The following is a 24075-nucleotide window of genomic DNA, read 5'->3' on the forward strand; positions in this document are numbered from 1 at the left end:
ACCGTGTATCGATCATCCCCATAAGGAGACTCCATATGCCCACCAAGCCCCTTGCCACGCGGTTGCCGCGCCTGAGCTCTCTCGCTCCCCAGGCCTTGGCACTGGCCTTGCCCCTGGTCTTGGCCCTGACGGGCGGCGTCGCCCCCGCCCTGGCCTTCGACCAGAATCGCTTCGAGGCCGCCCAGGAGCGCGCCGCCCTGCTCGACCAGGTGCGCAACCTGCTGGCCGACGAGAGCGCCTCGGTGCGGCTCGCCGTCTTCGAGGAGGTGATGAAGGATGACGACCCTGTGCTGCGCAGCATGGCGCTGGAGGCCGCCTTCAGCGGTGACGACGAACGGCTGCATACCGCCGGCCTTCGCCAGCTGCTCAAGGAGCGCGACTTCCTGGCCGTGGAGCTGATCGAGCCCATGGATCCCAGCCAGCCCCAGGCCTACACCTACAACATCTGGCGCGAACTGATGCTGACGGACCTGAGCATCGACACCGGCACGGATCAGGTAAGCGGCAAGTTCAACAGCGCCAACAGCGGGGGCCGCTTCACCGGCCAGCTGACGCGCGGTGGCTGGCGCCTGCAGCTGAAAAGCGGCCACTACAATTGCCATCTGACGCTGACCGAACTTGGCGGCGTCGATCTGATGGGGTCGCTGAACTGCGCCATTACCTCACGCACCGCCGGTGACGACTATGCCGGCGGCAACCGCGCTGCCCTGCCCTTCAGGATTAGACTCTCATGAACCGCTCGGCCATTGGACGCATCCTGATCTGTGGCGGAGTGATGCTGGCTGGGGCGACGCTAGACGGGGCGACGCTCGGCGGCCTTTTCCACTCTTCCCCCGTGCACGCCCAGCCGAGCGCCTCGCAAGAGAGCCTGGCGCTGACGGCCACCATTCTTAACGAAGGGTATGAACCCGCTGTCGATGTCTCCGGTACCACGCTCAAGGGGGTGATGGTGGAGCCCAGCGGCCACCCCGACGGCCAGGCCGAACACCAGCACCTCTATCTCTGGCTGCCCCGTCAGCTGGAGACACGCGACAAGCGCCTCTGCCTCTCGCTCAACTCCCGGGATGGCCAATACGTCAGCCAGCTGGAGGTGCTGCTGGAGAGCGGCCCGGCTCTGAGTTCGCCTCTCGAGGCCGATACCGTGTTGCGTGCCGACTTCACCACGACCAAGCCCGAGTACTACACCCGCTACGCCGATACACCCCCGCCCCACCGCCTGGCGGTGCTCGCCGAGCTCAAGGCCGACTGCAACCCCGCCACACCACGCGATGCCGTGGTAGTGGCCGGATGGCAGCCCTATGCGGCACCGCCCGAGACGCTAAGTGTGCTGGTCAATGCCGGCCGGCTGGAGGCGCTGCTGGCGGTATGGCTGGAGAACAACCTCGGCAACCAGCAGCAGCAGGGCCTCCGCTGCGCCCCCATCGAGGCCGCGTCGCGCATCGCCTACGACACCGCCTGTGAGTTACGCCTGAGTAGCCTGGGCAAATATGGTCGGCTGCTTCTCGACGATCCCAGCAGGCTGCCCTCCATCATCCTGCGCCGCGGCGGCAGTGTGGCGGCGGCGGTACCACTGGATATCCAGCTATGAGCGGTACGCCCTCGCCTCGGGGCGGTGGGCACGGCCTGTCGAATGCCTTGCTGGGCAACCAGCTGGCCGACCGCCCCATCGGTCAGATCCTGCTGGCCCTGGCCGCCACCCTGGCTGCCATGCCGCTGATCCTGCAGCTGTTAACTGAGTCGCTCGAGCGCCCCTACGCCTTCTATATCAACGCCAACAGCGAAGCCCTGCGGCTGACCACCCAGGAGAATGCCGCGGCCAGCTGGTTTCTCGAGAGCGCCGTCATACGAGAGCGGGCCGAGACGCTGCCCGATCCCACGGCTCCCATTATCCTTCACGACTCGCAGGCCACGGCACCACAGCCCTTTCACGGCTGCCTGGAGATCGGCCCCCATGCCGAGGTAACCCTGCGCCGCCAGGGCAGCGGCGCGCTGATGGTCAGCATCGAGGGGCTCCCGATCGAGCAACGCCAGGCGACGCCCGCCGTAGTGCTGCGCCCGCTGATACAACTGCCGGATGGCAGTTCTGACATCCAGTGTGCTCACTCCCACGCTCAGGGCATGCAGGCGCTGCAACGGATCACCCTGGAAGCCGCTATCGGCGACCAGCCCCTCAATGGCACCCTGCGAGGGCGTGGCAGGATCGGTGACGACCCCTACTTCAGCAGCATGGCCCAGTCGCCGCCGCTGCTGCGCGGCGGCGAGGTGATCGCGATGGGACGCCGGCTGTTCTCGGAGCGTGCCTATACGCTGATGGAGGCGCCGCTGCATCTCGGCGATACGCTGAGTGTTCTCGACTCGACGAAGCCGGAGGATGAGTCGACGCTGATGACCTGCCTGTTCTCCGTCGCGGGGGGCGACACGGAGGTCGGCGGTATCGACCTCTCCTGCCATGCCAATGGCCAGGCTCTCTCCATCCTCCGCTATGGCGACCGCAGCCGTGACAGCCTGGCGCCGCGCCCCTGGGACGTGCTGATCAACGAACCCAGCATGCAGGTCGTGCTGCCCCTGGCGATTACCGGCCTGTTCGTGTTCGCCCTGCGGCTGCTGGATGGCTGCTACCCCAGGCTCTGTCGCCGCCTTGGGCACGCCCGCAATAGCGAAAAGACCGACAAGATCGAAAAAAGCGGCAAAGAAAACGCCCAAAGCTAAGACGACAGCAGGCCGCCGATCCTGGGATCGGCGGCCTGCTGGGTCTTGCCGGGGGCTCGTTATCAGAGGCGGCTATGGCGCCCTGGCAACGAGTCCTGCATCGAGCTTACTTGCCGCTCTTGGCAGACGCTTCCTTGCCAGACTTGCTGGTGGCGGAAGCGGTGGCCTTCTCGGCGCTTTCCTGAACCTGCTGAAGGCTCTCCTGGGCCTTCGTGACGCCGCCCTCGGTCAGCTTCTGACTCTCCTGCACGAACTCCTGCTGCAGGGCCACGACCTTCTCGGCGTCGCCCTTCAGGCGCTCGGTCAGCTGCTTGGCGACGTCCTGCTGGCCTTCGACGTAGCTCTTCAAGCCTTCGGCGTCCTTGACCTCGGTCAGGCGACGCAGCTGCGCCAGATTGAGGTCGGTGTAGGCCCTGGTCGCCTCAAGCTGGGCGTTGACCAGCTTTTCGGTGTAATCGACGGAAAGGGCTGCGAAGGCACGGGCCGAGGCGAAGAACAGGGAGTCGATCTGGGCGGTATCGAACTGCTTGGTATCGAAAGAAAACGCGTTGGTCATCTTGGAACCTCCTGGTTCAGTGGCTATGAACGGAGCCTCTCGCTTGAAGGTTCCGCTCTGATGCACTGCAACAATAGCAAGCTTTTTTGTGCAGCGCAACATCACGAAGGTATGGAAAGGCACAGAGCCAAGCTACTCCCCAGAAATCGATCCATCGTCAATGTGAGATTTCCGCTACGTGTCGACTCCCGGATGATCAAATCGCCTATAGAAGCTATCCTATGCTAGCCGCGAGGGAGCTTCTTCAGCAGTTCATCAGGGAACGAGTTTATGGACGTAAGCTGCAAGGCCCATGGCATCGACCATCGCCTGATCAAGCCGGGAAGGCCGCATACGACGGTATGGTGGAGCGGTTCAACGGCCGCATCAGCGACGTGCTGGCGACCCGGCGCTATACCTCAGGCGAGGACCTGGAGTAGACGCTCAAGCGCTGCGCTTAGCTGTACAATCACCACATCCCTCCGTAGGCGTTGCATCATCAATCACCGATTGCAGCGATGAAGGAATGGCAGGTAAAGCGGCCCCGGAGTTATTCACCAAGCGGGTTGTCAATCACACGGGACCCGACAAATAGTGTAAGACGCCAGTGGCCGGCAACTATGCCGGCCACTGATTATTTTAATTTTTTTAGAAAACAAATCACACTACCTGATTATCACTCAGGTATACTACAATTACCATTTTCAAGATCACAGGAAATGGTCGCATCCCCAGTAGTACCATCATCGGCAGTCCAAGTAGCGGCATTTATATCACTATTGTCCAATGTAAAATTGGCGCAAGCAGAATCTGGAACAGCAATACTTGTGGGATCTTCGCTCGGATCTTGCAGATCAACTGCATAAAGTTTAGCGTATGCAGAGGCTTCTGCCAAACAAGCATTGTTAGCTGCACGAGTTGTGTAATTATTATATTGTGGAATCGCAATCGCTGCCAAGATCCCAATAATCGCCACCACAATCAGCAGCTCGATCAGGGTAAAGCCCCCCTGAGCCTTGTTGAGCCGTGCCTTCTTCATCAACATTTGCTTCATTCCTTACCCCTTGCTTGCCGTTCCGCCGTGGCGCCTGTGGCATGAGCCTGCCGTGCTGCCCGTGCGGCGTTGGTTTCGATGGCTTGGAGGGGATTGTTCCCCCACCGTTTCCACCAGGATCAGATGTCTCATCCTTGGATGATGGTTACATTAATTTACGCTTTGCAACCTTGCAAGGATTATTGTAGGTCAGAATCGTCTAAGTATCATAACTCTAATGCTCACCAGAGTGCAGAACTCAGGCTGCACTGACAAGGCCCCTGGCGGCCCCACGCACCCGGTCGATGGGTGGGCGCGAGGGGTGCGAACGGCTAGAATGGTATGAGTTGCGCCATCCCAGTGTGGCTATAGAGGTAAGCCACACACCCCACAGCCGCGAGACGCCATGAACGATTACCGCTCACCGCCGACCTCCTCCCAGCCGCCCGTCACCGGCGATTCGCTGGCCGGTTTACGCGGCCTGGCGCGTCGCTTGGTGGCCGATGAACGGCTCAGCGCCGCGGCAGCCACCCGCGCCGAGAAGGAGGCACGCGAAGGCGATGTCTCGCTGCTGCACCATGTGATCGATACAGGCCTGGTGCCGGCTCGCGAGGCCACGCTGACCGCGGCCCGGGAGTATGGCCTGCCCATCGTGGATCTGGATGCCATTCGCCTGGAAACGCTGCCCAGGGCGGAGCGCTTCCCCGAGAAGATCCTGCGCAAGCTCAAGGTGCTGCCGCTGATCCAGCATGGCCATCGGCTGACGGTGGCGGTGCCCTCCCCCTCCACCCTGACCCAGCTCGACGAGTTGCAGTTCGCCACCGGCCTCTCGCCGGAGGGGGTACTGGCACCGCTGGACCAGCTGGTGCCGGTGCTGGAGAGCTACCTGGCCAGCAGCGAATCGAACATGCTCGATTCGCTGAAGGGGGTGGATGACGCCATCGGCGAGCTGGACTACGCCGAGGAGGGTGGCGGCCGCGAGGTGGACATCAACAGCGATGCCCAGTCGGCCCGCGAAGATGCCCCGATCATCAAGTTCGTCAACAAGATCCTGCTCGATGCCATCAACCGCGGCGCCTCGGATATCCACTTCGAGCCCTACGAGACCAACTATCGGGTGCGCTTCCGCATCGATGGCATGCTCCATGATATCGCCCACCCGCCCTTCGCCATGCGCACCCGCATCGCCGCGCGCCTCAAGGTGATGGCGCGGCTGGATATCTCCGAGCGCCGCCTGCCCCAGGATGGCGCCATCAAGCTCAAGCTCTCCCAGACGCGCTCCATCGACTTTCGCGTCAACTCACTGCCCACGGTCTATGGCGAGAAGCTGGTATTGCGGATCCTGGACCCCAGCTCGGCCCAGATCGGCATCGAGCAGCTCGGTTTCACCCCCGATCAGAAGGCGATGTACGAGACGGCGCTCAGCCAGCCCCAGGGCATGATTCTGGTCACCGGCCCCACCGGCAGCGGCAAGACGGTAACGCTCTATACCGGCATCAATATCCTCAACGAGGTGGAGCGCAATATCTGTACCGCCGAGGACCCGGTGGAGATCAAGGTGGCCGGCGTCAACCAGGTCAACGTGCTGCCCAGGATCGGCCTGGACTTCGCCAGTGCCCTGCGCGCCTTCCTGCGCCAGGACCCCGACGTGGTGATGGTCGGCGAGATCCGTGATCTGGAGACCGCCGAGATCGCCGTCAAGGCCTCCCAGACCGGCCACCTGGTGCTCTCCACCGTGCACACCAACTCCGCCTCGGAAACGCTGTCGCGCCTTGCCAACATGGGCCTGGCCGCGTTCAATATCGCTAGCTCGGTGAGCCTGATCATCGCCCAGCGCCTGGCGCGGCGGCTGTGTGATCGCTGCAAGCAGGCGGCCGATATCCCCCACGAGGTGCTCGAGGAGCAGGGCTTCAGTGCCGAGGAGGTCGCCGCGGCGACCATCTATGAGCCGGTCGGCTGCAAGCACTGCACCAAGGGCTTCAAGGGACGCGTGGGCATCTACGAGGTGGTGCCAATCAGCAACGCCATGAGCCATTTGATCATGAAGAACGGCGACTCCATGGACTTCGACCGCCAGGCGCGCCAGGAAGGCCACCCGGACCTGCGCCGCAGCGCCCTGCACAAGGCGATGCAGGGGGTTACCAGCCTGGCAGAAGTGTTCAGGGTGACGAAGGACTGACCAAGGGCCAAGGGGCGAGGAACGAAGGGCGAGGAAAGCATGGTAGGAGGCCGGGTCCCCCGAGCGACAGGAGGCCGAAGGCCTCCCGGAAAATGTCGATAACGCTGGATGGCCAGTAAAACAACGTCAAGACGCAGCATCAGGGAACAGGGATCTAGATGGCAACGGCGAAAACAGCAAAGAAGACCAAAGCAAGCCAGAAGACCAAGCTCTATCGCTGGAACTGGACCGGCAAGGGCCCCGGCGGACGCAAGGTGAAGGGCGAGCTGGTCGCCACCAAGCGCCAGGAGGTCGAGCAAGTCTTGGGCGGCCAGAACATCATCGTCAAGACCGTTCGCCGCAAGAGCGGCATCGGCGGCAGCCTGGGCAAGATAAAGCCCCGCGACATCATGCTCTTCGCCCGCCAGATGTCGACCATGATCCGCGCCGGCGTGCCTATCCTGCAGGCCTTTCAGGTGGTGGCGGAGAGCATGAAGAAACCCGCCATGAGCGCTCTGGTACAGGAGCTGATGAACGATGTAAGTGCCGGCTCCAGCTTCTCCGAGGCCATGCGCCGCCATCCCCAGCACTTCGACAGGCTGTTCTGCAACCTGGTGGCGGCCGGCGAGCAGTCAGGCTCGCTGGACCGCATGCTCGATCGCGTGGCGACTTATAAAGAGAAGGTCGAGGCGCTCAAGGGCCGTGTCAAGAAGGCGCTATGGTACCCCGCCGCGGTGATCAGCGTGGGCGTGGGGGTCACTGCCCTGCTGCTGATCAAGGTGGTGCCACAGTTCGAGAGCCTGTTCCAGGGCTTCGGCGCCGAGCTGCCGGCGATGACCCGCATGACCATGCAGCTCTCCGAACTCGCGCAACAATACTGGTGGTGGGGCGTACTCGGCATCGTCGCGCTGGTGTTCTTCATCAGCAATGGCATGAAGCGATCGGAAGCCTTCGCCTACCGCATGCACGCCTGGTCGTTGAAGATTCCGGTGATCGGCCAGATCCTGGACAAGTCCGCCGTGGCGCGCTATTCGCGCACCCTGGCCACCTCCTTCGGGGCCGGCGTGCCCCTGGTGGAGGCGCTGAGTACCGCCGGCGGCGCCACCGGCAATAAGGTCTACGAGCGCGCCGTGGAAGAGGTACGTGAGGACGTTTCCTCCGGCCAACAGCTTCACTTCGCCATGCGCATGACCGAGAAGTTTCCGCCGTTGGCGGTGCAGATGGTCGGCATCGGCGAGGAGGCCGGCTCGCTGGACGCCATGCTCAACCGCGTGGCCGACTACTACGAGGAGGAGGTCGACAATATGGTCGATACCCTCACCTCGCTGCTCGAACCCTTTATCATCGTGGTGCTCGGCGTACTGGTCGGCGGCCTGGTCGTCTCCATGTACCTGCCGATCTTCGAACTCGGCTCGGTGATCTAGGAAAGCGCTAAGCGGCCGCCAAACTGTAGGAGGCTGGCTCCGCCGGGCAAACGGAGGCCGTAGGCCTCCCAATGGCAATTGCAGAGAAATGGAGCATCATCGGGGCGCCAGTCGCGTGTCGGAGTCGGGATACCGAACCGCTCCCTCCTACAAACTTTCCATCAAATCAAGCAACAAGGTCTCATTCCGTGCTCGACCTCCCCCCTATCCTGCTTTATCTCCTGGCGGCCATGATAGGCCTCTGCCTGGGCAGCTTCCTCAATGTGGTGATCGCCCGGCTGCCGGTGATGCTGATGCTCGGCTGGCGAGCCGAGGCCCGCGAGGCCTTGGAGCTTCCCGAGGAGCAACAGGAGACCTTCAACCTGCTGACGCCGCGCTCGATGTGCCCGCGCTGCGAGACGTCCATCGCCTGGCACGACAATATCCCGCTGCTCGGCTGGTTGAAGCGCCGCGGGAGCTGCGCCAACTGCGCCACCCGCATCAGCTCCCAGTATCCATTGGTTGAGCTCGCTGGCGGCGCCCTCGCCGTAGCGGTAGTCGCACTATTCGGCGCCACCTGGCAGGGGCTGTTTGTGCTCGGCGCCTGCCTTGCGCTGCTCGCCATGGCGGTGATCGACCTGCGCACCCAGCTGCTGCCCGATCTGCTCACCCTGCCGCTGCTGTGGGCGGGCCTGCTCTATCAACTGCTGTTTGAGCCACTACTGCTGCCCAGTGCGGTAATCGGCGCCATGGCCGGCTACCTGGTGCTGTGGAGCTTCTACTGGGCGTTCAAGCTGATCACCGGCAAGGAGGGCATGGGCTATGGCGATTTCAAGCTGCTCGCCGCCCTGGGCGCCTGGATGGGCTGGCAGTACCTGCCGCTGCTGCTGATTCTCTCCGCCGGGGTCGGCGCGCTGCTGGGTATCCTGATCCAGCTCGCCATCCCCAGGCTGCGCGGCGCCCCGATGCCCTTCGGCCCCTACCTGGCACTCGCCGGCTGGACCGCCCTGCTCGGCGGCGAACCGCTGATGGCAGTGTATGGGCAGTTTTTCCTGATATAGATCGATAGAGAGGCCCCAGAACGCGGAAGCCGCCGTCTCGATCTCTCGAGACGGCGGCTTCCAGGCAACGCGACAACGCTTTGCACAAACCCCTATAACAGGCGCCCTATTGAGGCTGCCGGACTGCGGCGTCCGCACGACCACCATGCCCACGCAGCAGGCCCCACAGCACCGCCAGCAGGAAGGCGAACATCATGGTGCCGCTGTTATGGGCCAGGAGGAAAGCCTGGGTCAGGCTAAAATCAATGTAGGACACGCTCAGCAAGGCGCCGGCGACCGCGATGGATCGACGTGTGAGATCCAGGCTGTTCATGCGACGCGTAAACAAGATCAGCGGTATCAGATAAAGCGCAAGCAGGCTCAAGAGACCCAGCACGCCCCACTTGGCAAAAATATCCAGATACTCGTTATGGGCATGACCAAACCTGGCCGCCCGCTGCACGATCACTCCCCTGTCGGCCAGCGCCTGCATGGCCGGTTGATAGCCGGCATCGCCCCATCCGCTAAGCGGCTTCTCGGCGATCAGATGCGCAGCTCCTCGCCACATCTCGAAACGCCAGCCAATCGAGGTGTTGCGGTTGCTATCATCCAGGTATTGACCGACATCATCGAAAGCTTGGTGAACACGACTTGCGACCCCGGTCTCCTGCACCTGATAGACTGCAATCAGTGCAGGAACTACGGCTATCGCCAGGCCGAGAACCATCTTCAGGGAGAGATCTCGCCCATAGCCGCGATAGAGCACCAGAAGGATAAAGGGAATCCCGATCCAGCCACCGCGGCTACCGGAAAGCAGTGAGCCAAGAACCCCCAGCGCCGCCCCCAATACCAGCAATAGGCTCCAGGCCTGACGCCCACGCTGGGCCACTGCCCAGCCAAGCCCCGCCAGACACAACACCCCCAACAGCATGCTGAGGTTACCGTACTGAATGGGGTTGGTAGCACCACTCGCGCGCAAGGCACCTTCCACGAAGCGCTGCCAGATCGCCCAGCTACCGGCGCCGATTGCCCCCAGTGCCAAACCGCTCCATAGCCAACTCAAGCGCGGTGGGTACGCCATGACCAACAGCAGCGCCGGCACCGCCAGCAGGAAGCGAACCGGCTTGTCGAGATCACGCCAGCCCTCACCCAGCCAGCCGGCCCAGATCATCCCCAACGCAGCAAACGTGGCCAGGGTCGCCATGATCAAGAAGTCGTCACGCTCGAGACCTAACCGTGGCCTATGCCAAAGCAGCACCATGCTGCCAAGCAGCAGCATTACGGAACCGATCGAATAGCCACTGGGCACCACAAGCGACAGTGCCCCCAACAGGAATGTGGACACCCCGGTATAGTGGGCGGCCCACAGGGCGAATGGCGAATCGAGGCTGTTCGGTTTCAAAGGGAGACCCACGGACCGGCTAAAAAGAAGCGCGCATGATACCAGAAGCCCTGCTGGTGTCACGGCACAAGAACGCAGAAGCCGTCACCTCGGTGGCTCGAGACGGCGGCTTCAGAAGGCTGGCATCAGATGGTGTTATCGAGTTCTATCTAGCTCCATCCCCCGTGGCGATAGTTTTCAACGTCTTGAAGGCAATCAGAATATCCAGCCACAGCGAGAAATGCTTGATGTAGTAAAAGTCATACTGCAGCTTGGTTGTCATGCCATCGATTTCAGCGGCATAGCCTTGTTCCACCTGGGCCCAGCCGGAGATCCCAGGGCGCACCACATGGCGGTAGCTGAAGAAGGCGACATCCCGTTCGTACCACTCGGAGAGCTCCATGGACTCGGGTCGTGGACCAATGAAGCTCATCTCCCCCTTGATGACATTAAACAACTGCGGTAGCTCATCCAGGCGGGTCTTTCGAATAAAGCGCCCTACCCGGGTGATGCGTGGATCGTCATTTCCTTGTGTAAAGCCACTGCCCCTCTGGTCGATATACATGCTGCGAAACTTGTAGACCCTGAATGGTACGCCACGGAAGCCCATTCGCTGCTGGATGAATAGAACGGGGCCGGGGCTGTCCAGGCGAATAGCAAAGGCCGTCGCCAGCATGAGAGGCGTCAGGATCGGCAGCAATAGTAAGGCAGCCATCAGATCGATGAATCGCTTGACTCCTTGATAGCTCAACGATGGCAACAGGCTTCCATACTCGTTCTCGGTCAAGTGCTCGATGCGCACCCGGCCCGTCATCGACTCCTGAATCTGCCTGACATGATAGACGGGAATATGGTGAAGCGTGCAGCGCGCCAGAAATCGCTCCCACTCAGGCGTAAGCCCATCGGCATGCAAGTCGGCGACCACGCCATCATAACGAACACCGGCGAGGTCAGGCTTGTCGAGGCTGCGCAGCTCGATATCAGGCGTAGGCTCGAGTTCAACCGCACGGCCCACCGGCACGACCGCCAGCTTCATGCGCCGATACCGCCGCCCCAGGAAGAAGGCCAGGTAGAACCAGCCTACGCTCATCAGGTAGCTACCGAAAAGTACCTGCCGTGTGTACTCCTCCCGGGTGAAGAACAGCACAGCCACCACGAGCAAATAGGCCACCGAGACCGTAGGAGCAATCAATGCCGAGACACGAGCACCCGGGAAACGGTGCATTCGCCGAAGCGTCCACAGAATGCCGATGAAGGCCAGCACACAGGCGAGCACGGTATTGCTGCGTACCTGAGGGAAATAGCTCCACACCTCCCAGCCCCAACGTTCCAGGGCAGGTAGGCCCACGACTACCATAGCACCCACGATCAGTTGGAATGGCCACCCCAGCAGCAACGCCTCATACCAGCGCGAGTGACGGCGCTCGTAGCGCGTGTGTTCTGTCATTCCAGTCACTTTCCCATGTGTCTCGGCTTGGGCTATTTCCCCCGTAGCCAGTAATTTAGGTCACTTCCGACAGCCCTCGAGTGGATACCTACTGGGCAACGTCGGTGAGTAACCCTACCAAGCATTAGTGAAACCGACCCAAGCACTCATATGCTTCGAAGTTTGTTGGGCTAAGCATTCGGATGGCACTGTTCCAGAGTTGCGGATTGTAGCCCAATTCACTGGGCTCGAACACCTGTCGCCATATGGGCCCCGGCCTCAGGTCACTCCCTATTTGCAGGGTCCCGGATAAGCTGTTCCAAACGCACGGCGCCCGGTCCAAAGACCGGGCGCCGTCGATAGCATCAAGGCATCGGGCCAGCTCAGACGGCCCCATATCCTTGCGGATTTCGCTCTTGCCAGTGCCAGGTATCGCGCAACATCGCTTCGAGCCCGCGCTCGGCTCGCCAACCTAGCTCCCTCTCGGCCTTGGCGGCGTCGGCCCAGAACGCTGCCAGATCGCCCTCACGGCGCGGCGCGATGTGATACGGCACCCGCTGACCGGTCACCCGCTCGAAGGTGGTAACCATCTCCCGCACCGAGACGCCCTGCCCGGTGCCCAGGTTGTAGATATGAACGCCGGTCGCCTCGAGGCTTGCAAGCCAGGGAAAACGCATGAAAAAACCTACACCGCGAGAATGTCCGCCAGATAGGTTTCATCCAGCGCCGCTTTCTTCTGTTTCCGCCGGATTCCGCCCCTGAAAGACTTCTCCCCTTTCAGGTAATTTAGCGCTATATGACGGACCCTGGCGAGGTTTTCCGCCGCCTGTCCGCGGTGAATTTTGCAGGCATCCTCACGGAGAGCGACATCCAGGGACCAGTGGAGCTTATTCTCGACAAACCAATGCTGGCGGGCCGCTTCGGCAAGCTTTTTGGCGCTAAGCTCGGCTGAGCTGATGTAGTAACGGATCATCGGCGCCTCCGGGGCTTCATCGCCTTTTTGGCGGAAGCTCATGACCACACCCACCGTTTTTAACCCTGGCCACTCGTAGCTAAGCTCCTGAAAATCTTCAGTAACTTCACTCACGATGTGGTAGCGAGTCTCTTGCCGCCCCCGATTTTTTTCATCCGTGACATAAGCATCCCCATCGAAGTTGACCACCTTGGCCATGGGGAACGCCGCCTCAAAGGCATCTGCCAAGGCTGGCTGATTTTCCTTCACTGAGAGTAGGTAGTCGGCGCCCTTCTGCAGGACCTGAGTGGCGATCTTCTTCTGGCAGCCCATGGCATCGATTGTTATCAGACAACCTTGCAGATTCAGCAGCTTGAGTAGCTCAGGAATCGCCGTTATCTCGTTGGACTTCTCCGCCGTCTTGACCTGCCCCAGCACCACCCCATTCGCCGCGCTGAAGGCACTGACCATGTGTATCGCCCCTTTGCCCTTGCCGCGGCAGTACGAGCCTCGGAGCGTCTTGCCATCGATGGCCACCACCGAACCATCAGTGACGTCATGGCAGGCCTTCATCCACTCGGCGAACGCGCTTTGCAGCTGCTCGGCATTGACCAGGGCCATCACCCTGGCCAGGGTGTCGTGACTGGGCACGCCAGCTTCAAAATCGCCGTACTGTCGCAGAAAATCCAACTTCGCGTGGCCAAAATCTTCGATTTCGTCCCACCCTTCTGCACCACAGATCACCGCACAGACGGTCAAAAAGAGGATGTCGGATAGCTGATGTTGCACTTTCCACGCCTGGCGAAAGTCGGGAACAATTGATAAATGGTGCATAAGCGACGGTGTCAGCATTGGATCATCCATGAGCAAAAACTGCTAGATGATCACATAAGCTCCTACTGGTAAAGCGCTACGAAGTCCGTCGTAGAGCGGTTTTTCATGCATTTTCCCTGGCGCTGGGACGTGTTCAGCAATCGCTGGCACTACGCTCAGATAATGGTCTGGTCTTCAGTAGCCGGCACTACACGGGCACGGTGAAGGCGTATGGGCTGACGCAGGAGTTCACGACGCCGTATACACCAGAGCAGAACGGGCTCGTCGAGCGCTTCTTCCGTTCTTTGAAGGAAGAGTGCATCTGGCTCCATCGCTTCGAGTCGCTGGGCCAAGCCAGGGTAGTGATCGATCGCTGGATCCGATACTACAACGAAGAGCGGCCACATCAGTCTCTCGATTATGTGGCACCCCGGGCACACCCAGCATTAGTTGCGTAGGGTGTGCAGAAACTAGGGGGTCATTACAGGCCGAGGGTCAGAATCTGGGTGCCGTCCATGTCATACCTCCTGTCGTCGTGGAGGTCATATCCTGGCCCAGCTCAGGGGGCGAATTCCATACCCAACGACGAAGAGCCCATTTCTTCCCGGAACGCATCTTTTCTCAACTCTTAGGCCTTATGCATTACACCAAGCTTGCGAGCCATGGCAGGTAAACGGCTTCTCAGCACACCGCGAACAGCGTAATGTGCAAAATAGTAGCAGGAAGCTGGCAAACTGAGCTTTTCGACTTCACGGTATATTTTCCATTGGAAGATCGAAGCAGAGCGTTTGTCAGCGGAGATAGAGCCATCTCTGACCGTGTAAGTCGCCAACACATCCCGTTGACCATAAGCCACAGAGGTTTTTTTCAACAGCTTCAGCCAGAGCCCAAAGTCTTGACGCTTGCGAATCAGCGGCATTTCTACCTTGCCTAACGCTTGAGTATCGTACATAGCAGTTAGGCAGCCTATATAACAAGACTTTAAAAGCTCTCGATAACGCACCTGGGTAGGCACGCCCACTATACCGAGGTTTTTTCCTGTTTCATCTACTCGGCTATAGGCTGAAAAGACGAAAGCCGCATCATGTTCCTTAGCAAAGGCTAACTGCGCCTCTAGCTTATGGGGTAACCAGCGATCATCGCTGTCGAGGAAGCTGATATAGCGCCCTTGCGCGGCACGAATCGCGGCATTCCTTGCCACCGCAGATCCGCCGTTTTGTTCTAGCTTTATCCAGCGGACACGCGGGTCAAGCTTTGCATATTTATCCACGATATCTACTGTTCCATCATCGGAACAGTCGTCCACCACGATCATTTCCCAATCCGCGAAAGTCTGGGCTCTCACCGACTCAATGGTCATCGCGATACGATCCGCCGAGTTATAGGTTGGCGTTACCACCGTTACCATCACCATCTTTGACCGCCTGATATCACCATGCTTTCAGGAAATAAATGACGCTTAAAAAAATAACACGCTGTGCTGTAATGACCCCCTAGTTTCTGCACACCCTACGCAACTAATGCTGGGTGTGCAGAAACTAGGGGTCATTACAGACGCGCTGCACCGCTGGATGTTGGCTCACAGAGAGAAAGTGCCGAACGGCACAGCAACAGCGAAAGCGCTGGATTACAGCTTGAAGCGTTGGGCGGCGCTGACGCGCTACCTCGACGACGGCGGGTTGCCGTGAATATTCAGCTGCACATCTGGCCGAGGCATGCCCAGCTGGTTGAAGAAGATATCCGACATATTGGCATCGAAGTGCTGCCCGGTATGCAGCACGATCTCTTCGATGCCGTCGGTCTGGGCGATGGCGCGGGAGACGACGCTGGCTTTGATGAACTGCGGGCGCGCGCCGATGATGGTGAGGATGCGGGGCATAAGCGATTCATTACCCGTTAAGCGAATGATAGAGATCGAGCAGCTTCTGCTCTTCGATAGTCCAGTTGTAGCGCTCCTGTACGGCCCGCTGGCCGTTGCGGCCCATCTGCTCGGCCTCATTTGGATGAGAGACAAGGTAGTCAATCGCATTGGCGATTGCCTGCGGGTCAAGCGGGTTGACGCACAGGCCGCATTCGCTACCGTCGATAATTTGCTTCCAAAGCGGAAAATCGGACGCAATTACCGGCACACCGGCGGCCATATACTCAAACATTTTAACGGGTAAGGCATCAATATAGTTGATGACCGGATGCAAGGTAACCAGACCGGCCACCGATTCGTTCAAGAGTTTCCTAACACCGTCACGATCCAGCCAGCCCTGCTCGTCGATCCGCTGCCAACCCGCTTCATCTTTTACTACCTGCTTAAAACTGGCTTCACTGAATGCGCCGCCAAGGCCTAAAACGCTGTTACTCTTGATCAGGTTCATCGCCTTGACCATTTCTTGAATACCGCGAATGCGCCCCAATCCACCGACATAACAAACCTGATTTTTCTTTTGAGACCAGTCCACTTTGCCGCTGGTCAGCTCACCCAGCAGCGGGTAGTTATTGATATCCACCGAGCGCACGCCCATCGCGGTAAACTTGTCGCGAATATAGGGCGTGGCGGCAATCACAACGTCCAACTTACGACAGGCCCAGCGCTCATACAGGCCAAAAGTCTTTGAAAGCATCCACCTCGCAGGCTTGTTCAAGTATGGTTTTCCCAGCAACTGCTTCGGGACATCCTCGTGGGCGTCGAAAATCACCGTCTTGCCGCGCTTTTTCAGCTTGAGGCCAATGGGGATCAGCTCGGGGTCGTGCAGGTGGTAAACATCGGCATCAATTGCAAACGCTTTCTCAAGCACACGCCCCGGTGCGTTACATATACGGTCCAAGCGCCCCCTGGACGCCCCCACATCGTGGATCTGCACGCCATTTTTTTTCTCATCGCCCTTACCATCGGCCACGACAAGCGATACATCAAAGTCGTTGGCAGCGAGGGAGGTGCATTGCTTGAGGAAAATACGGGTGTCGTAGCGGGGGTGGACGGAGGTGAGGTGGGCAATAATCAAAAGACATTTTCCTGTTTTAACGATTCTTGCTTTCTCTCACTGAGAACGCACGCGATATTTAAAAGCACAACCAACGACATTAGTTGATATCCTGAAAAAATATTATTTGTAATCATGACTAAACTAGACATTAAGGTAAAAATAAAAAGACTTATACCCCAGTGCGATCTAAGATTGCGCACTGACAGGCGTAAAAGGTATACAATGTAAGTGGAAAAAATTAGCCCCCCTATTAACCCATACCTTTGGATAATCAGTGCATATTCAGAATCTATTGTAGTATCAAGCGCCGATTTCGCTGGCCCAACTCCAAAAATGGGAGACTTCATAAACCTCTCAATGGCCAAAAAAGTATTTTCAAATCTAATATTCAGGCTGTTATTATTCCCCTCTAATGCAGTCTGAATACCGATGTATATATAAGATAGATCAAGATAAAAAACCAAAAAAATGACCAATGAAAAAGCAAACGCTAGAGTAGCGGATTTTAAAATGAAAAAACCTTTAAAAAACAAAAGGTAATACGCGCCCATGCCGAAGATAAGTGCAATCAATGCAGTTCTGCTTTGTGATAAAAAACACAAGTAGAAGAACAAAAAGAAAACAAACATATACCTGTATTTTTTATACGCTGCGTATAATGAAAAAAAGTATATCCCGAAAAAACATGCTATAACACCACCTATATTGGGGTCAGAACCGGTCAGAGTAATTCGAGACCCCGAAACCAAAGAGTCAATGTGAGCACTATTAGCATCTAAATAAACATATAAAGTAGCATCATAAAAACCTGATGCCTGTGTAAGTCCAACCAAAGCAACCAAGATTGAGGAAGCAACAATTATTCTATGAAATAATTTTAGTGAATTTGGTTCAAGGAACGTTACCATAAGCAGGTAAGGAAAAAACTGTAAATATTTAATAGCTTCTATAATGTCACGCTTATTTGCTGAGGAAAATCCAGAGATCCAAGAAACCAACGCCGACACACACACCATAGCGAATAGCGCCAAAGGCAATAAGCATGACCTATGAGCCAGTGGTTTTTTAATCAAAAGCAGGAGGGCCAAGAGAAATATTGCTGGACTCAACAGTGTAACCAAGTAGGCGCTGAACCCACCTAAAGAAACCGAAGGTAATGCTATCGCCGATAGTAGCCCAAAAATGACAAGTATTGCCGAAAAAATCCCAGCTTCCTTGGTCAACTTGGCTTTGATTAGACTATGGTTTTTATAATCTATTTTCACGAAACGCTTCCAGAGCCGGCACTCGGTAGTAGCTTCACCATATAAAACTTAACCACCGCATTAAAGAAATAAGCCACACTGGTAGCCCAGGCCGCCCCCACAATCCCATACTCCGGCACCAGTAGAATGTTGCCGATCACATTGATAGTGACAACACCAATGGACGAGTACATATTCCATTCGGGCTTACCCGCGGCAGCAATGCAGTTGGAATAAATGCGCGCACCGGCCCCGGCAAAAATACCCGGTAAAAGCCACATAAAGGCGGGTAAGGCTGCTGCGTATTCTTCACCAAACACCGGGCTGATTAGCCACCAGAGAGCAATGGCCACTGCAACGCTGGCGACTGCCGTTATTGCTGACACTACTAAAAACCCTTTATTGCTCAACGCCAACCGGGCTTGAGGACTCTGGTGCATGGCAGAGAGGCGTGGCAGCAGTACCGTGCTGGCGGCCTGTGACAGCATCCATAGCTTTTCGGCGATTTGAACGGCAATAACGTAGATGCCGGTCGCCGCGGGGGTGAGGAAGAGGTTGACCAGAAAAATATCGGCTCGGTAGTTCACAAACGCCAATATATTGGACAGATGAGCTTTCCAGCCGTAGCCGAGGGTTCTTCGGGCGTAATTCGACAGTGGTGTAGCCTGATCAACCGATTGTTGAGTAGATCTTTTACGGCTTAACAGTCGGAACACAGCCACCAAACCAACCAGTTGACCGGAAATATAGGCCACCATGGCCCCGGCTACGCCAAAGGGCAGAAAATACAGCGCGATAACGACGCCGGCGAGGTTAACATAAGGGGGAAGGAGCACGGTCAGGTTGAAGGCTTTGAAATCTTCCAGCCCTTGCAGGATGGTGTTCAGATACGCCAGCAGTAGCGTCAGCGGGAAGCTAGCCAAACCGAGATAAAGTAATGCGTGCGGTATTCCCGGGAATATTTCGGCTCCCCAAAGCAACAGTACGGGGAGTGTGCACACCACACCGGTAGTGGCTACGAATAGTGCCAGGCGGAGATTACCGGCCACGGCCTGATTGACATTGAAGTCACCACGGCTAACGTAATAAACTGTTGCAGGCCCTACCCCTAGATTCAGGAAGTTGGCCAGCATGGTGGGAATAAGTATGGCCATTGCATAAAAGCCATTACCTTCGGGGCCAAGCTCTCGGGCAATCAATACGACCAGTAGAAATTGCGCAAAGGCCGCGAGCAGCTGGCGACCAAGGGTCATTCCGATATTGCGGCGTAGTGGGGAAGCACCGATAAACTGTTTTAAACGCTCAACCAAAGGATCACCCGGCGCGGTTTGAGGAGAAGCTGGGGGACGACAACACATGGTGGTACTCTGCGGTTAACCGGCTGGCGATGGCAGTACCGGAGAAGCGCACTTTAGCACGCTCGGCAATGGCGACCGAATCATAACCCGCCAGATTCTCGCCTACCTGTCGCATCGCTGCCTGCAGTTCAGCCGGCTCTTTAGGCGGCACCAACAACCCATCACCCTCTTCGACAATACACTCCGGCCCGCCGCAACGCGTGGCAACAACAGGCGTTCCGGCCATCAACGCCTCGGCGGCGACCACGCCAAAGGTTTCGTAATGGCTGGAAACGACCATCACGTCCGTTTCGGCCAGCAAGTCCGGTACCTTATCTGGCTGTATTAACCCTAAAAACCGAACGTGATCAGCAACACCGTTTTTTACCGCCATCTTCTCCAAATCTGAGCGTATAGGTCCATCCCCAGCCAACCATAATTCAGCGTTCAGGCCATTACAATTTAACTGGATGAACGCTTGAAGCAGATCAAACTGTCCCTTTTTTTCTGTCATCAGCGCAAGGTTAAGAAAACGCACGGAGCGCTCCATGCGTTCGGCATTGCCAGGCGTTTCAAAACGGTTGGCCACCACGTTGGATATCCATTGCCAGCGACCTTTGCTGGCAGGGAACTGTTCACTTAACACGTCGGCCAAAGACGGACTGACCGCGATACAGGAGCGTGCACCACGAATGGCTTTTTCCGCCAATTTGAGCTGCCAACTTGCGTAGATGCGCCGCGCAAAGCCGGTGCTGTGTTCGGTCAGTACGAGCGGTATGCCAAATTCAGCGGATAGCGCCGCGCCGGCGGCTCCGCCAAAAACGGCGGCGTGAGCGTGAAGGATATCGGGTTTACCATTTTCGGTGATATACCGTTCAAGCAAATGCCTAGCGGTTTTTTTGAACAAACGGTAGTTACCATAGGGAATGCGTGGTAGCGCGGCGAAAATTTCCTTTCGGTACGTCAATAAACCGTTGTCGTTCTCGCAAGATGGTAACTTTTTTTCAGGGCTTGTTTTACTCAGCGTGCGTAGTGAACGCATTGAAGGCGCAATAACGCCCACCTTATGGCCGTAATTATGTAATGCCAGAGCCTGGTCACGAAAAAAAACGCCGCCGACATCACTAGGGGTTTTGGGATACCAAGAGGGAAGGAGAAGAATATGCATTCAAATTACCTTGGCAGCACTTTCTTTAAAAACAAGCCTTATTAATTCATCAACTTCGCCATGACTCACACAGTTTCTTTCAGATCTAATATCATTATAATAGTCCTGATCAACAGTTTCGAAAGCAATGCCTGATAAAACAGCATCAAGGCTTTCTACTATTGTATGTGACGTTTGGTTTTCTAGAACATCTTTAACTTTTGGTTGATATTCAATCGCAAGAACATGAGCGCCAGAAATTTTCGAAATAATACCCGCGTGCAATCTTGTTACTAACGAAAACTTCGCTTTAGAACAGATATCTAATAAACGAGATACAGTATTTCTTCCTCTAATAAAATTTAAAGAAACCGAGAGGTTGCTAGAGCTCTTATACTTTTTTATAAAATCTTCAGCAGCAGTCTCATCCAAGGGGTAGTTGGTGTTGAAGATGACGAGCTCCTTTATGCTCAAGCTTTCGACCAGCCTGTCAACTACAACCACCATGTTTGATAAATAGTTATCATATTTATCTGGGTCTTTAACAGGCCATTGCCTACTGTATACAGCAGCTAGGTTGAGCATAAGCACGTTTTCTTTGTCAGCCTGGGTCAGCTGAGGACTGTCAATACCGAAAGCAAGATCTGGGCCAACTGCTGATTTTTCGAACCCCAAGTGATCCTCAGTATATTTCTTTGACGTTAAATCTCGGAAATACACACTTTTAGCCGACTTCAGTGAATACAATAAATCGTTTTTTCCCTGTAGAGTATTTATTGGTGCAGAACCAACGCCAATGAAACTATACGGAACACCCACATCCTTAGACACACTACAAACCAACTTTAAAAGTTTTGGCCAGTTCTTATAAAGGTCCATCACAAGGTTACCGCCACCGACTAACAAAACATCTGAATTATTTAAAACGCTTCGTATGCGTCTTTCATTTACCTGAACTCGACCACGAAGCCTCCTCAAGACTCTCCAACCTTTATTTAAAAACTTCTCGACACCCAAAAATGAATAATCAACCTTTCTATAGATCGCAACTTCTTTTACTCTTTTTACTCTCTGTCTCCCCCCTAACTCTTCAAGCTCGCTATTGATTCCCAAGGTCCCTAATGCAAGAACAGTGATTTCCACATCATCACCTAAAACTCGGAAAACTGAAGAAATCAAGCCAAGAAGTATTGCGGTATCACCAATAGAACCGCCATTATAACTTCCAAATATTGCAACTTTCATTATTTTAACTCGAAGATCGATAAAGATTGGTGTTAAACAGGTGTGGAGGGTTACTTTAACTGTTGGGTTACACGCCAACATTCGTTTTCTGAGAGATAAGGATGCATCGGCAGTGAGACGACCTGCTGCGCGGCTCGGTCGCCTTCTGGCAGTATCGCGCTTTCGTCTGCTACCGCAGGCTGTTTGTTCAATGGTATAGGGTAGTGCACTGCGGTGGGTATGCTCGCTTCCTTGAGCGCCTGCTGTACCTGTTCGCGGTTATCCACGCGGATGGTGTACTGCGCCCAGGCGCTGGTGTTGTGGGGTTCTACGTAGGGCGTGGTGGTGATGCCGGCGTCGTTGAGCAACTGACTGTAGCGCTCGGCGACTTGCTGACGGAGCGCCAGTTCCTCATCGAAGATTTCCAGCTTGGGCAGCAGGATGGCGGCCTGCAGGGTATCCAGGCGGCTGTTCACGCCGACGCGCAGGTGATGGTAGCGGCGGTCCTGGCCGTGGCGGGCGATCTGGCGCAGCACGGTAGCCAGTTCGTCGTCGTTGGTGAAGATCGCCCCGCCGTCGCCGTAGCAGCCTAGCGGCTTGCTGGGGAAGAAGCTGGTAATGCCGATGGTGCTGAGGTTGACCGACTGGCGGCCCTTGTAGGTGGCACCGAAGCTTTGCGCGGCGTCTTCGAGGACCGGGATGCCATGCTTTTCAGCCACGGCGTTGATGGCGTCGAAGTCGGCGCACTGGCCGTAGAGCGACACCGGAATAATGGCTCTGGTGCGCGGGGTGATGGCCGCTTCGAGCTTGGCAGGGTCCAGATTGTAGGTACGCGGGTCGATATCCACGTAAACCGGCTTGGCCCCCAACACGGCCACTGTCTCGGCGGTGGCGATATAGGTAAAGCCCGGGGTGATGACCTCGTCGCCGGGGCCGATGCCCAGCGCCATCTGGGCGATCTGCAGCGCATCGGTGCCGTTGGCGCAGCTAATGCAGTATTTGGCACCGGTGTAGGCGGCGAGCTTGTCTTCCAGCTCGCTGACCTCAGGACCGAGAATGTACTTGCCATGGGCCAGCACCCGCTGGATGCCGGCGTCGATTTTGTCCTTGATGCGCGCCTGCTGGGCGGCCAAGTCAATAAACGGAATCATGCGCTTATCCTGTTAACCGTATTGCCATCCAACACGTAGCGGTCGCTGGTGTATTCACACTCGGCCTCCCCTCGCCCTTTCAGCGGCAAATTAAGCTGCTCACCGTACTGGCTCATCCAGCCGATCTGCTTGGCGGGCACCCCGACCATCAGCGCGTAGGCCGGTACGTCTTTATTGACAACGGCGCCGGCACCGATGAAGGCGTATTCGCCGATAGTGACGCCACACACGATGGTGCAGTTGGCGCCCAGGGTGGCGCCCTTCTTGACCAGGGTGTCGCGGTACTGGTCCTTGCGCTCGATCAACGAACGAGGATTGTAGACGTTGGTAAACACCATGCTGGGGCCGCAAAACACGCCCTCTTCCAAGGTCACGTTGTCGTAGACGGAGACGTTATTCTGCACCTTGCAGTAGTCGCCGATCACCACCTTGTTGCCGACGAAAACGTTCTGGCCCAGCGACACTCCCCGACCGATGCGGGCGCCGCCGCACACGTGCACGAAGTGCCACACTCGGGAACCCTCGCCGATCTGGGCGCCATCATCGACGATGGCGCTTTCATGGACTTGATAGGGTTGGATTGATCCACTCATTGCTGAACGTTCTTGAGGAAGGGATGGAACTCACCGACCAGCCCCAGCGGACTGGCATTGCGTATGGCCGCCACAGTCTCAATCGCCACACGATTCTCCTCCAAACCGAAGCCGCGCCCCGCGAGAATTTCCTCATAGCTACGGGTATGCAGATCGGTGAAACCACCGGAAAACTCGATTTCCTCGCCATCCACGGTGATCGAGCGGTAGGTACGCTGGCCATCAGCGCGCGCCGTCGCTGGTACATCGCTGACGTCCACCGAGAGAAACCAGCGCACCCGGGCGTTGGCGTATTCCAGATAGCCGGCTGCCTTGGTCTCCGAGCTGTAATGCACCTGGTTTTCCTGCAGCTCACCAAAGATGAAGTGGAGCATGTCGTAAAAGTGCACGCCAATATTGGTGGCGATACCACCAGACTTCTTCTCGTCGCCCTTCCAGCTCTGCAAATACCAATGCCCGCGCGAGGTTATATAGGTCAAATCGACCTCGTATTTACCATCTTTCGAGGCGGTTTTAACTTTTTCTCGCAGCTCGATGATTGCCGGGTGAACACGCAGCTGAAGAATGGTATTGACCTTGCGACCTGTGTCCTGCTCGATTTCCTGCAGGCCATCAATGTTCCAGGGGTTCAGTACCAAGGGTTTTTCACAGATGGCATCCGCTCCGGAGCGCAGTGCAAACCGCATGTGCGAATCGTGCAGGTAGTTGGGTGAGCAGATCGACACATAGTTCACTCGCTTGCTGTCATTGCTGCGGTAAAGCTTGTCGATATGGCGATCGAAGCGTTCGAACTCAGTGAAGAAGTCGGCGTCAGGAAAGTGGCTATCGATAATCCCTACGGAGTCGTTAGGGTCCAGGGCCGCCACCAGCTCGTTACCCGTGCCTTTAATGGCCTTCATGTGACGTGGAGCGATATAGCCGGCGGCGCCGATCAGGGCGAAATTCTTCATT

23 protein-coding genes and 2 pseudogenes are annotated in these 24075 nt (G+C 56.9%); 9 read left to right on the top strand and 16 right to left on the bottom strand.

Translation table 11 applies throughout. From position 1 onward, the window contains the following. Window positions 1-35 precede the first annotated feature (35 nt). Genes IOC61_RS04175 through IOC61_RS04185 form a run of 3 tightly spaced genes read left to right on the top strand, consistent with a single transcriptional unit; the run spans window position 36 to window position 2709 of the window. Window positions 36-734: a hypothetical protein gene (locus IOC61_RS04175; RefSeq protein ID WP_195687618.1), complete on the top strand. Its 699-nt coding sequence runs from the start codon at window positions 36-38 to the stop codon at window positions 732-734. Continuing rightward, window positions 731-1588: a hypothetical protein gene (locus tag IOC61_RS04180; RefSeq protein ID WP_195687619.1), complete on the top strand. Its 858-nt coding sequence runs from the start codon at window positions 731-733 to the stop codon at window positions 1586-1588. Before IOC61_RS04175 ends, IOC61_RS04180 begins: the two co-directional genes overlap by 4 nt. Further along, on the top strand, window positions 1585-2709 hold the full coding sequence (locus IOC61_RS04185) for a hypothetical protein (RefSeq protein WP_195687620.1): 1125 nt from the start codon (window positions 1585-1587) through the stop codon (window positions 2707-2709). The genes IOC61_RS04180 and IOC61_RS04185 overlap by 4 nt, the downstream gene beginning before the upstream one ends. Window positions 2710-2815: 106 nt before the next feature. Here the strand turns inward: IOC61_RS04185 and IOC61_RS04190 are convergent, their stop codons facing one another. After that, window positions 2816-3265 carry a phasin family protein gene (locus IOC61_RS04190; protein WP_195687621.1) on the bottom strand — a complete coding sequence of 150 codons (450 nt, stop codon included), beginning with the start codon at window positions 3263-3265 and terminating at the stop codon, window positions 2816-2818. A gap of 255 nt (window positions 3266-3520) precedes the next feature. Between IOC61_RS04190 and IOC61_RS17605 the strand changes: the two are divergent. Continuing rightward, window positions 3521-3839: pseudogene (locus IOC61_RS17605) on the top strand (integrase core domain-containing protein); the annotation flags it as partial. Between the two features lie 81 nt (window positions 3840-3920). Here IOC61_RS17605 and IOC61_RS17870 read toward each other — a convergent pair. Continuing rightward, entirely contained in the window at window positions 3921-4289 is a 369-nt protein-coding gene (locus IOC61_RS17870; protein ID WP_420706328.1) for a prepilin-type N-terminal cleavage/methylation domain-containing protein, read from the bottom strand. Between the two features lie 394 nt (window positions 4290-4683). Here IOC61_RS17870 and pilB point away from each other — a divergent pair, with 394 nt between their 5' ends. The 3 genes from pilB (at window position 4684) to IOC61_RS04210 (ending at window position 8899) form a co-directional block, all read left to right on the top strand. Then, window positions 4684-6456, top strand: coding sequence for a type IV-A pilus assembly ATPase PilB (gene pilB, locus IOC61_RS04200; protein WP_195687622.1), 1773 nt, complete (start codon window positions 4684-4686; stop codon window positions 6454-6456). Between the two features lie 158 nt (window positions 6457-6614). Continuing rightward, complete coding sequence (locus tag IOC61_RS04205) at window positions 6615-7859, top strand: type II secretion system F family protein (protein ID WP_195687623.1); 1245 nt, start codon at window positions 6615-6617, stop codon at window positions 7857-7859. 230 nt (window positions 7860-8089) lie between these two features. Next, window positions 8090-8899, top strand: coding sequence for a prepilin peptidase (locus IOC61_RS04210; RefSeq protein ID WP_195687793.1), 810 nt, complete (start codon window positions 8090-8092; stop codon window positions 8897-8899). A gap of 106 nt (window positions 8900-9005) precedes the next feature. Here the strand turns inward: IOC61_RS04210 and IOC61_RS04215 are convergent, their stop codons facing one another. The 4 genes from IOC61_RS04215 to IOC61_RS04230 all read right to left on the bottom strand — a co-directional run bounded on the left by IOC61_RS04215 (window position 9006) and on the right by IOC61_RS04230 (window position 13489). Continuing rightward, entirely contained in the window at window positions 9006-10280 is a 1275-nt protein-coding gene (locus tag IOC61_RS04215; RefSeq protein ID WP_229332914.1) for an O-antigen ligase family protein, read from the bottom strand. Window positions 10281-10425: 145 nt separating this feature from the next. After that, a complete protein-coding gene (locus IOC61_RS04220) occupies window positions 10426-11706 on the bottom strand; it encodes an exopolysaccharide biosynthesis polyprenyl glycosylphosphotransferase (RefSeq protein ID WP_195687624.1) in 1281 nt (426 codons plus the stop codon). Window positions 11707-12068: 362 nt separating this feature from the next. Further along, window positions 12069-12362, bottom strand: a complete 294-nt coding sequence (locus tag IOC61_RS04225) for a GDP-mannose 4,6-dehydratase (RefSeq protein ID WP_195687625.1) — start codon at window positions 12360-12362, stop codon at window positions 12069-12071. Window positions 12363-12370: 8 nt separating this feature from the next. Beyond that, window positions 12371-13489 carry an ISAs1 family transposase gene (locus IOC61_RS04230; protein ID WP_195687795.1) on the bottom strand — a complete coding sequence of 373 codons (1119 nt, stop codon included), beginning with the start codon at window positions 13487-13489 and terminating at the stop codon, window positions 12371-12373. Window positions 13490-13671: 182 nt separating this feature from the next. Here IOC61_RS04230 and IOC61_RS17930 point away from each other — a divergent pair, with 182 nt between their 5' ends. After that, window positions 13672-13908 carry an integrase core domain-containing protein gene (locus IOC61_RS17930; protein ID WP_195687626.1) on the top strand — a complete coding sequence of 79 codons (237 nt, stop codon included), beginning with the start codon at window positions 13672-13674 and terminating at the stop codon, window positions 13906-13908. Window positions 13909-14078: 170 nt separating this feature from the next. On the opposite strand, the gene IOC61_RS04240 is transcribed toward IOC61_RS17930, so the two are convergent. After that, a complete protein-coding gene (locus IOC61_RS04240; protein ID WP_195687627.1) occupies window positions 14079-14864 on the bottom strand; it encodes a glycosyltransferase family 2 protein in 786 nt (261 codons plus the stop codon). A 130-nt stretch (window positions 14865-14994) separates the two neighbouring features. Between IOC61_RS04240 and IOC61_RS04245 the strand changes: the two are divergent. Further along, window positions 14995-15135: pseudogene (locus IOC61_RS04245) on the top strand (IS66 family transposase); the annotation flags it as partial. Here the strand turns inward: IOC61_RS04245 and IOC61_RS17875 are convergent. From IOC61_RS17875 to IOC61_RS04290, 9 genes are read right to left on the bottom strand one after another with little or no spacing between them, the layout of a single operon-like run. Continuing rightward, a complete protein-coding gene (locus tag IOC61_RS17875) occupies window positions 15111-15449 on the bottom strand; it encodes a UDP-N-acetylglucosamine 2-epimerase (RefSeq protein ID WP_324254681.1) in 339 nt (112 codons plus the stop codon). The pseudogene IOC61_RS04245 and the gene IOC61_RS17875 overlap by 25 nt on opposite strands. After that, entirely contained in the window at window positions 15340-16446 is a 1107-nt protein-coding gene (locus tag IOC61_RS04255; RefSeq protein WP_195687628.1) for a glycosyltransferase family 4 protein, read from the bottom strand. Before IOC61_RS04255 ends, IOC61_RS17875 begins: the two co-directional genes overlap by 110 nt. Then, complete coding sequence (locus IOC61_RS17880) at window positions 16443-17693, bottom strand: O-antigen ligase family protein (RefSeq protein WP_195687629.1); 1251 nt, start codon at window positions 17691-17693, stop codon at window positions 16443-16445. The genes IOC61_RS04255 and IOC61_RS17880 overlap by 4 nt, the downstream gene beginning before the upstream one ends. Next, window positions 17690-18982 (bottom strand): flippase, encoded by a 1293-nt coding sequence (locus IOC61_RS04265; RefSeq protein ID WP_195687630.1) that lies wholly within the window; start codon window positions 18980-18982, stop codon window positions 17690-17692. The genes IOC61_RS17880 and IOC61_RS04265 overlap by 4 nt, the downstream gene beginning before the upstream one ends. A 4-nt stretch (window positions 18983-18986) precedes the next feature. Continuing rightward, a complete protein-coding gene (locus tag IOC61_RS04270) occupies window positions 18987-20177 on the bottom strand; it encodes a glycosyltransferase (RefSeq protein WP_195687631.1) in 1191 nt (396 codons plus the stop codon). Further along, window positions 20178-21401, bottom strand: coding sequence for a polysaccharide pyruvyl transferase family protein (locus tag IOC61_RS04275; RefSeq protein ID WP_195687632.1), 1224 nt, complete (start codon window positions 21399-21401; stop codon window positions 20178-20180). It lies immediately after the preceding gene. 50 nt (window positions 21402-21451) lie between these two features. Next, window positions 21452-22528: a DegT/DnrJ/EryC1/StrS family aminotransferase gene (locus IOC61_RS04280; RefSeq protein WP_324254686.1), complete on the bottom strand. Its 1077-nt coding sequence runs from the start codon at window positions 22526-22528 to the stop codon at window positions 21452-21454. After that, window positions 22528-23124 (bottom strand): UDP-2-acetamido-3-amino-2,3-dideoxy-D-glucuronate N-acetyltransferase, encoded by a 597-nt coding sequence (gene wbpD / locus IOC61_RS04285; protein ID WP_195687634.1) that lies wholly within the window; start codon window positions 23122-23124, stop codon window positions 22528-22530. Before wbpD ends, IOC61_RS04280 begins: the two co-directional genes overlap by 1 nt. Then, on the bottom strand, window positions 23121-24074 hold the full coding sequence (locus IOC61_RS04290) for a Gfo/Idh/MocA family protein (RefSeq protein WP_195687635.1): 954 nt from the start codon (window positions 24072-24074) through the stop codon (window positions 23121-23123). The genes wbpD and IOC61_RS04290 overlap by 4 nt, the downstream gene beginning before the upstream one ends. Window position 24075: the final 1 nt, after the last annotated feature.

The organism is Halomonas sp. KAO, assembly GCF_015595025.1.
Lineage (GTDB): Bacteria > Pseudomonadota > Gammaproteobacteria > Pseudomonadales > Halomonadaceae > Halomonas.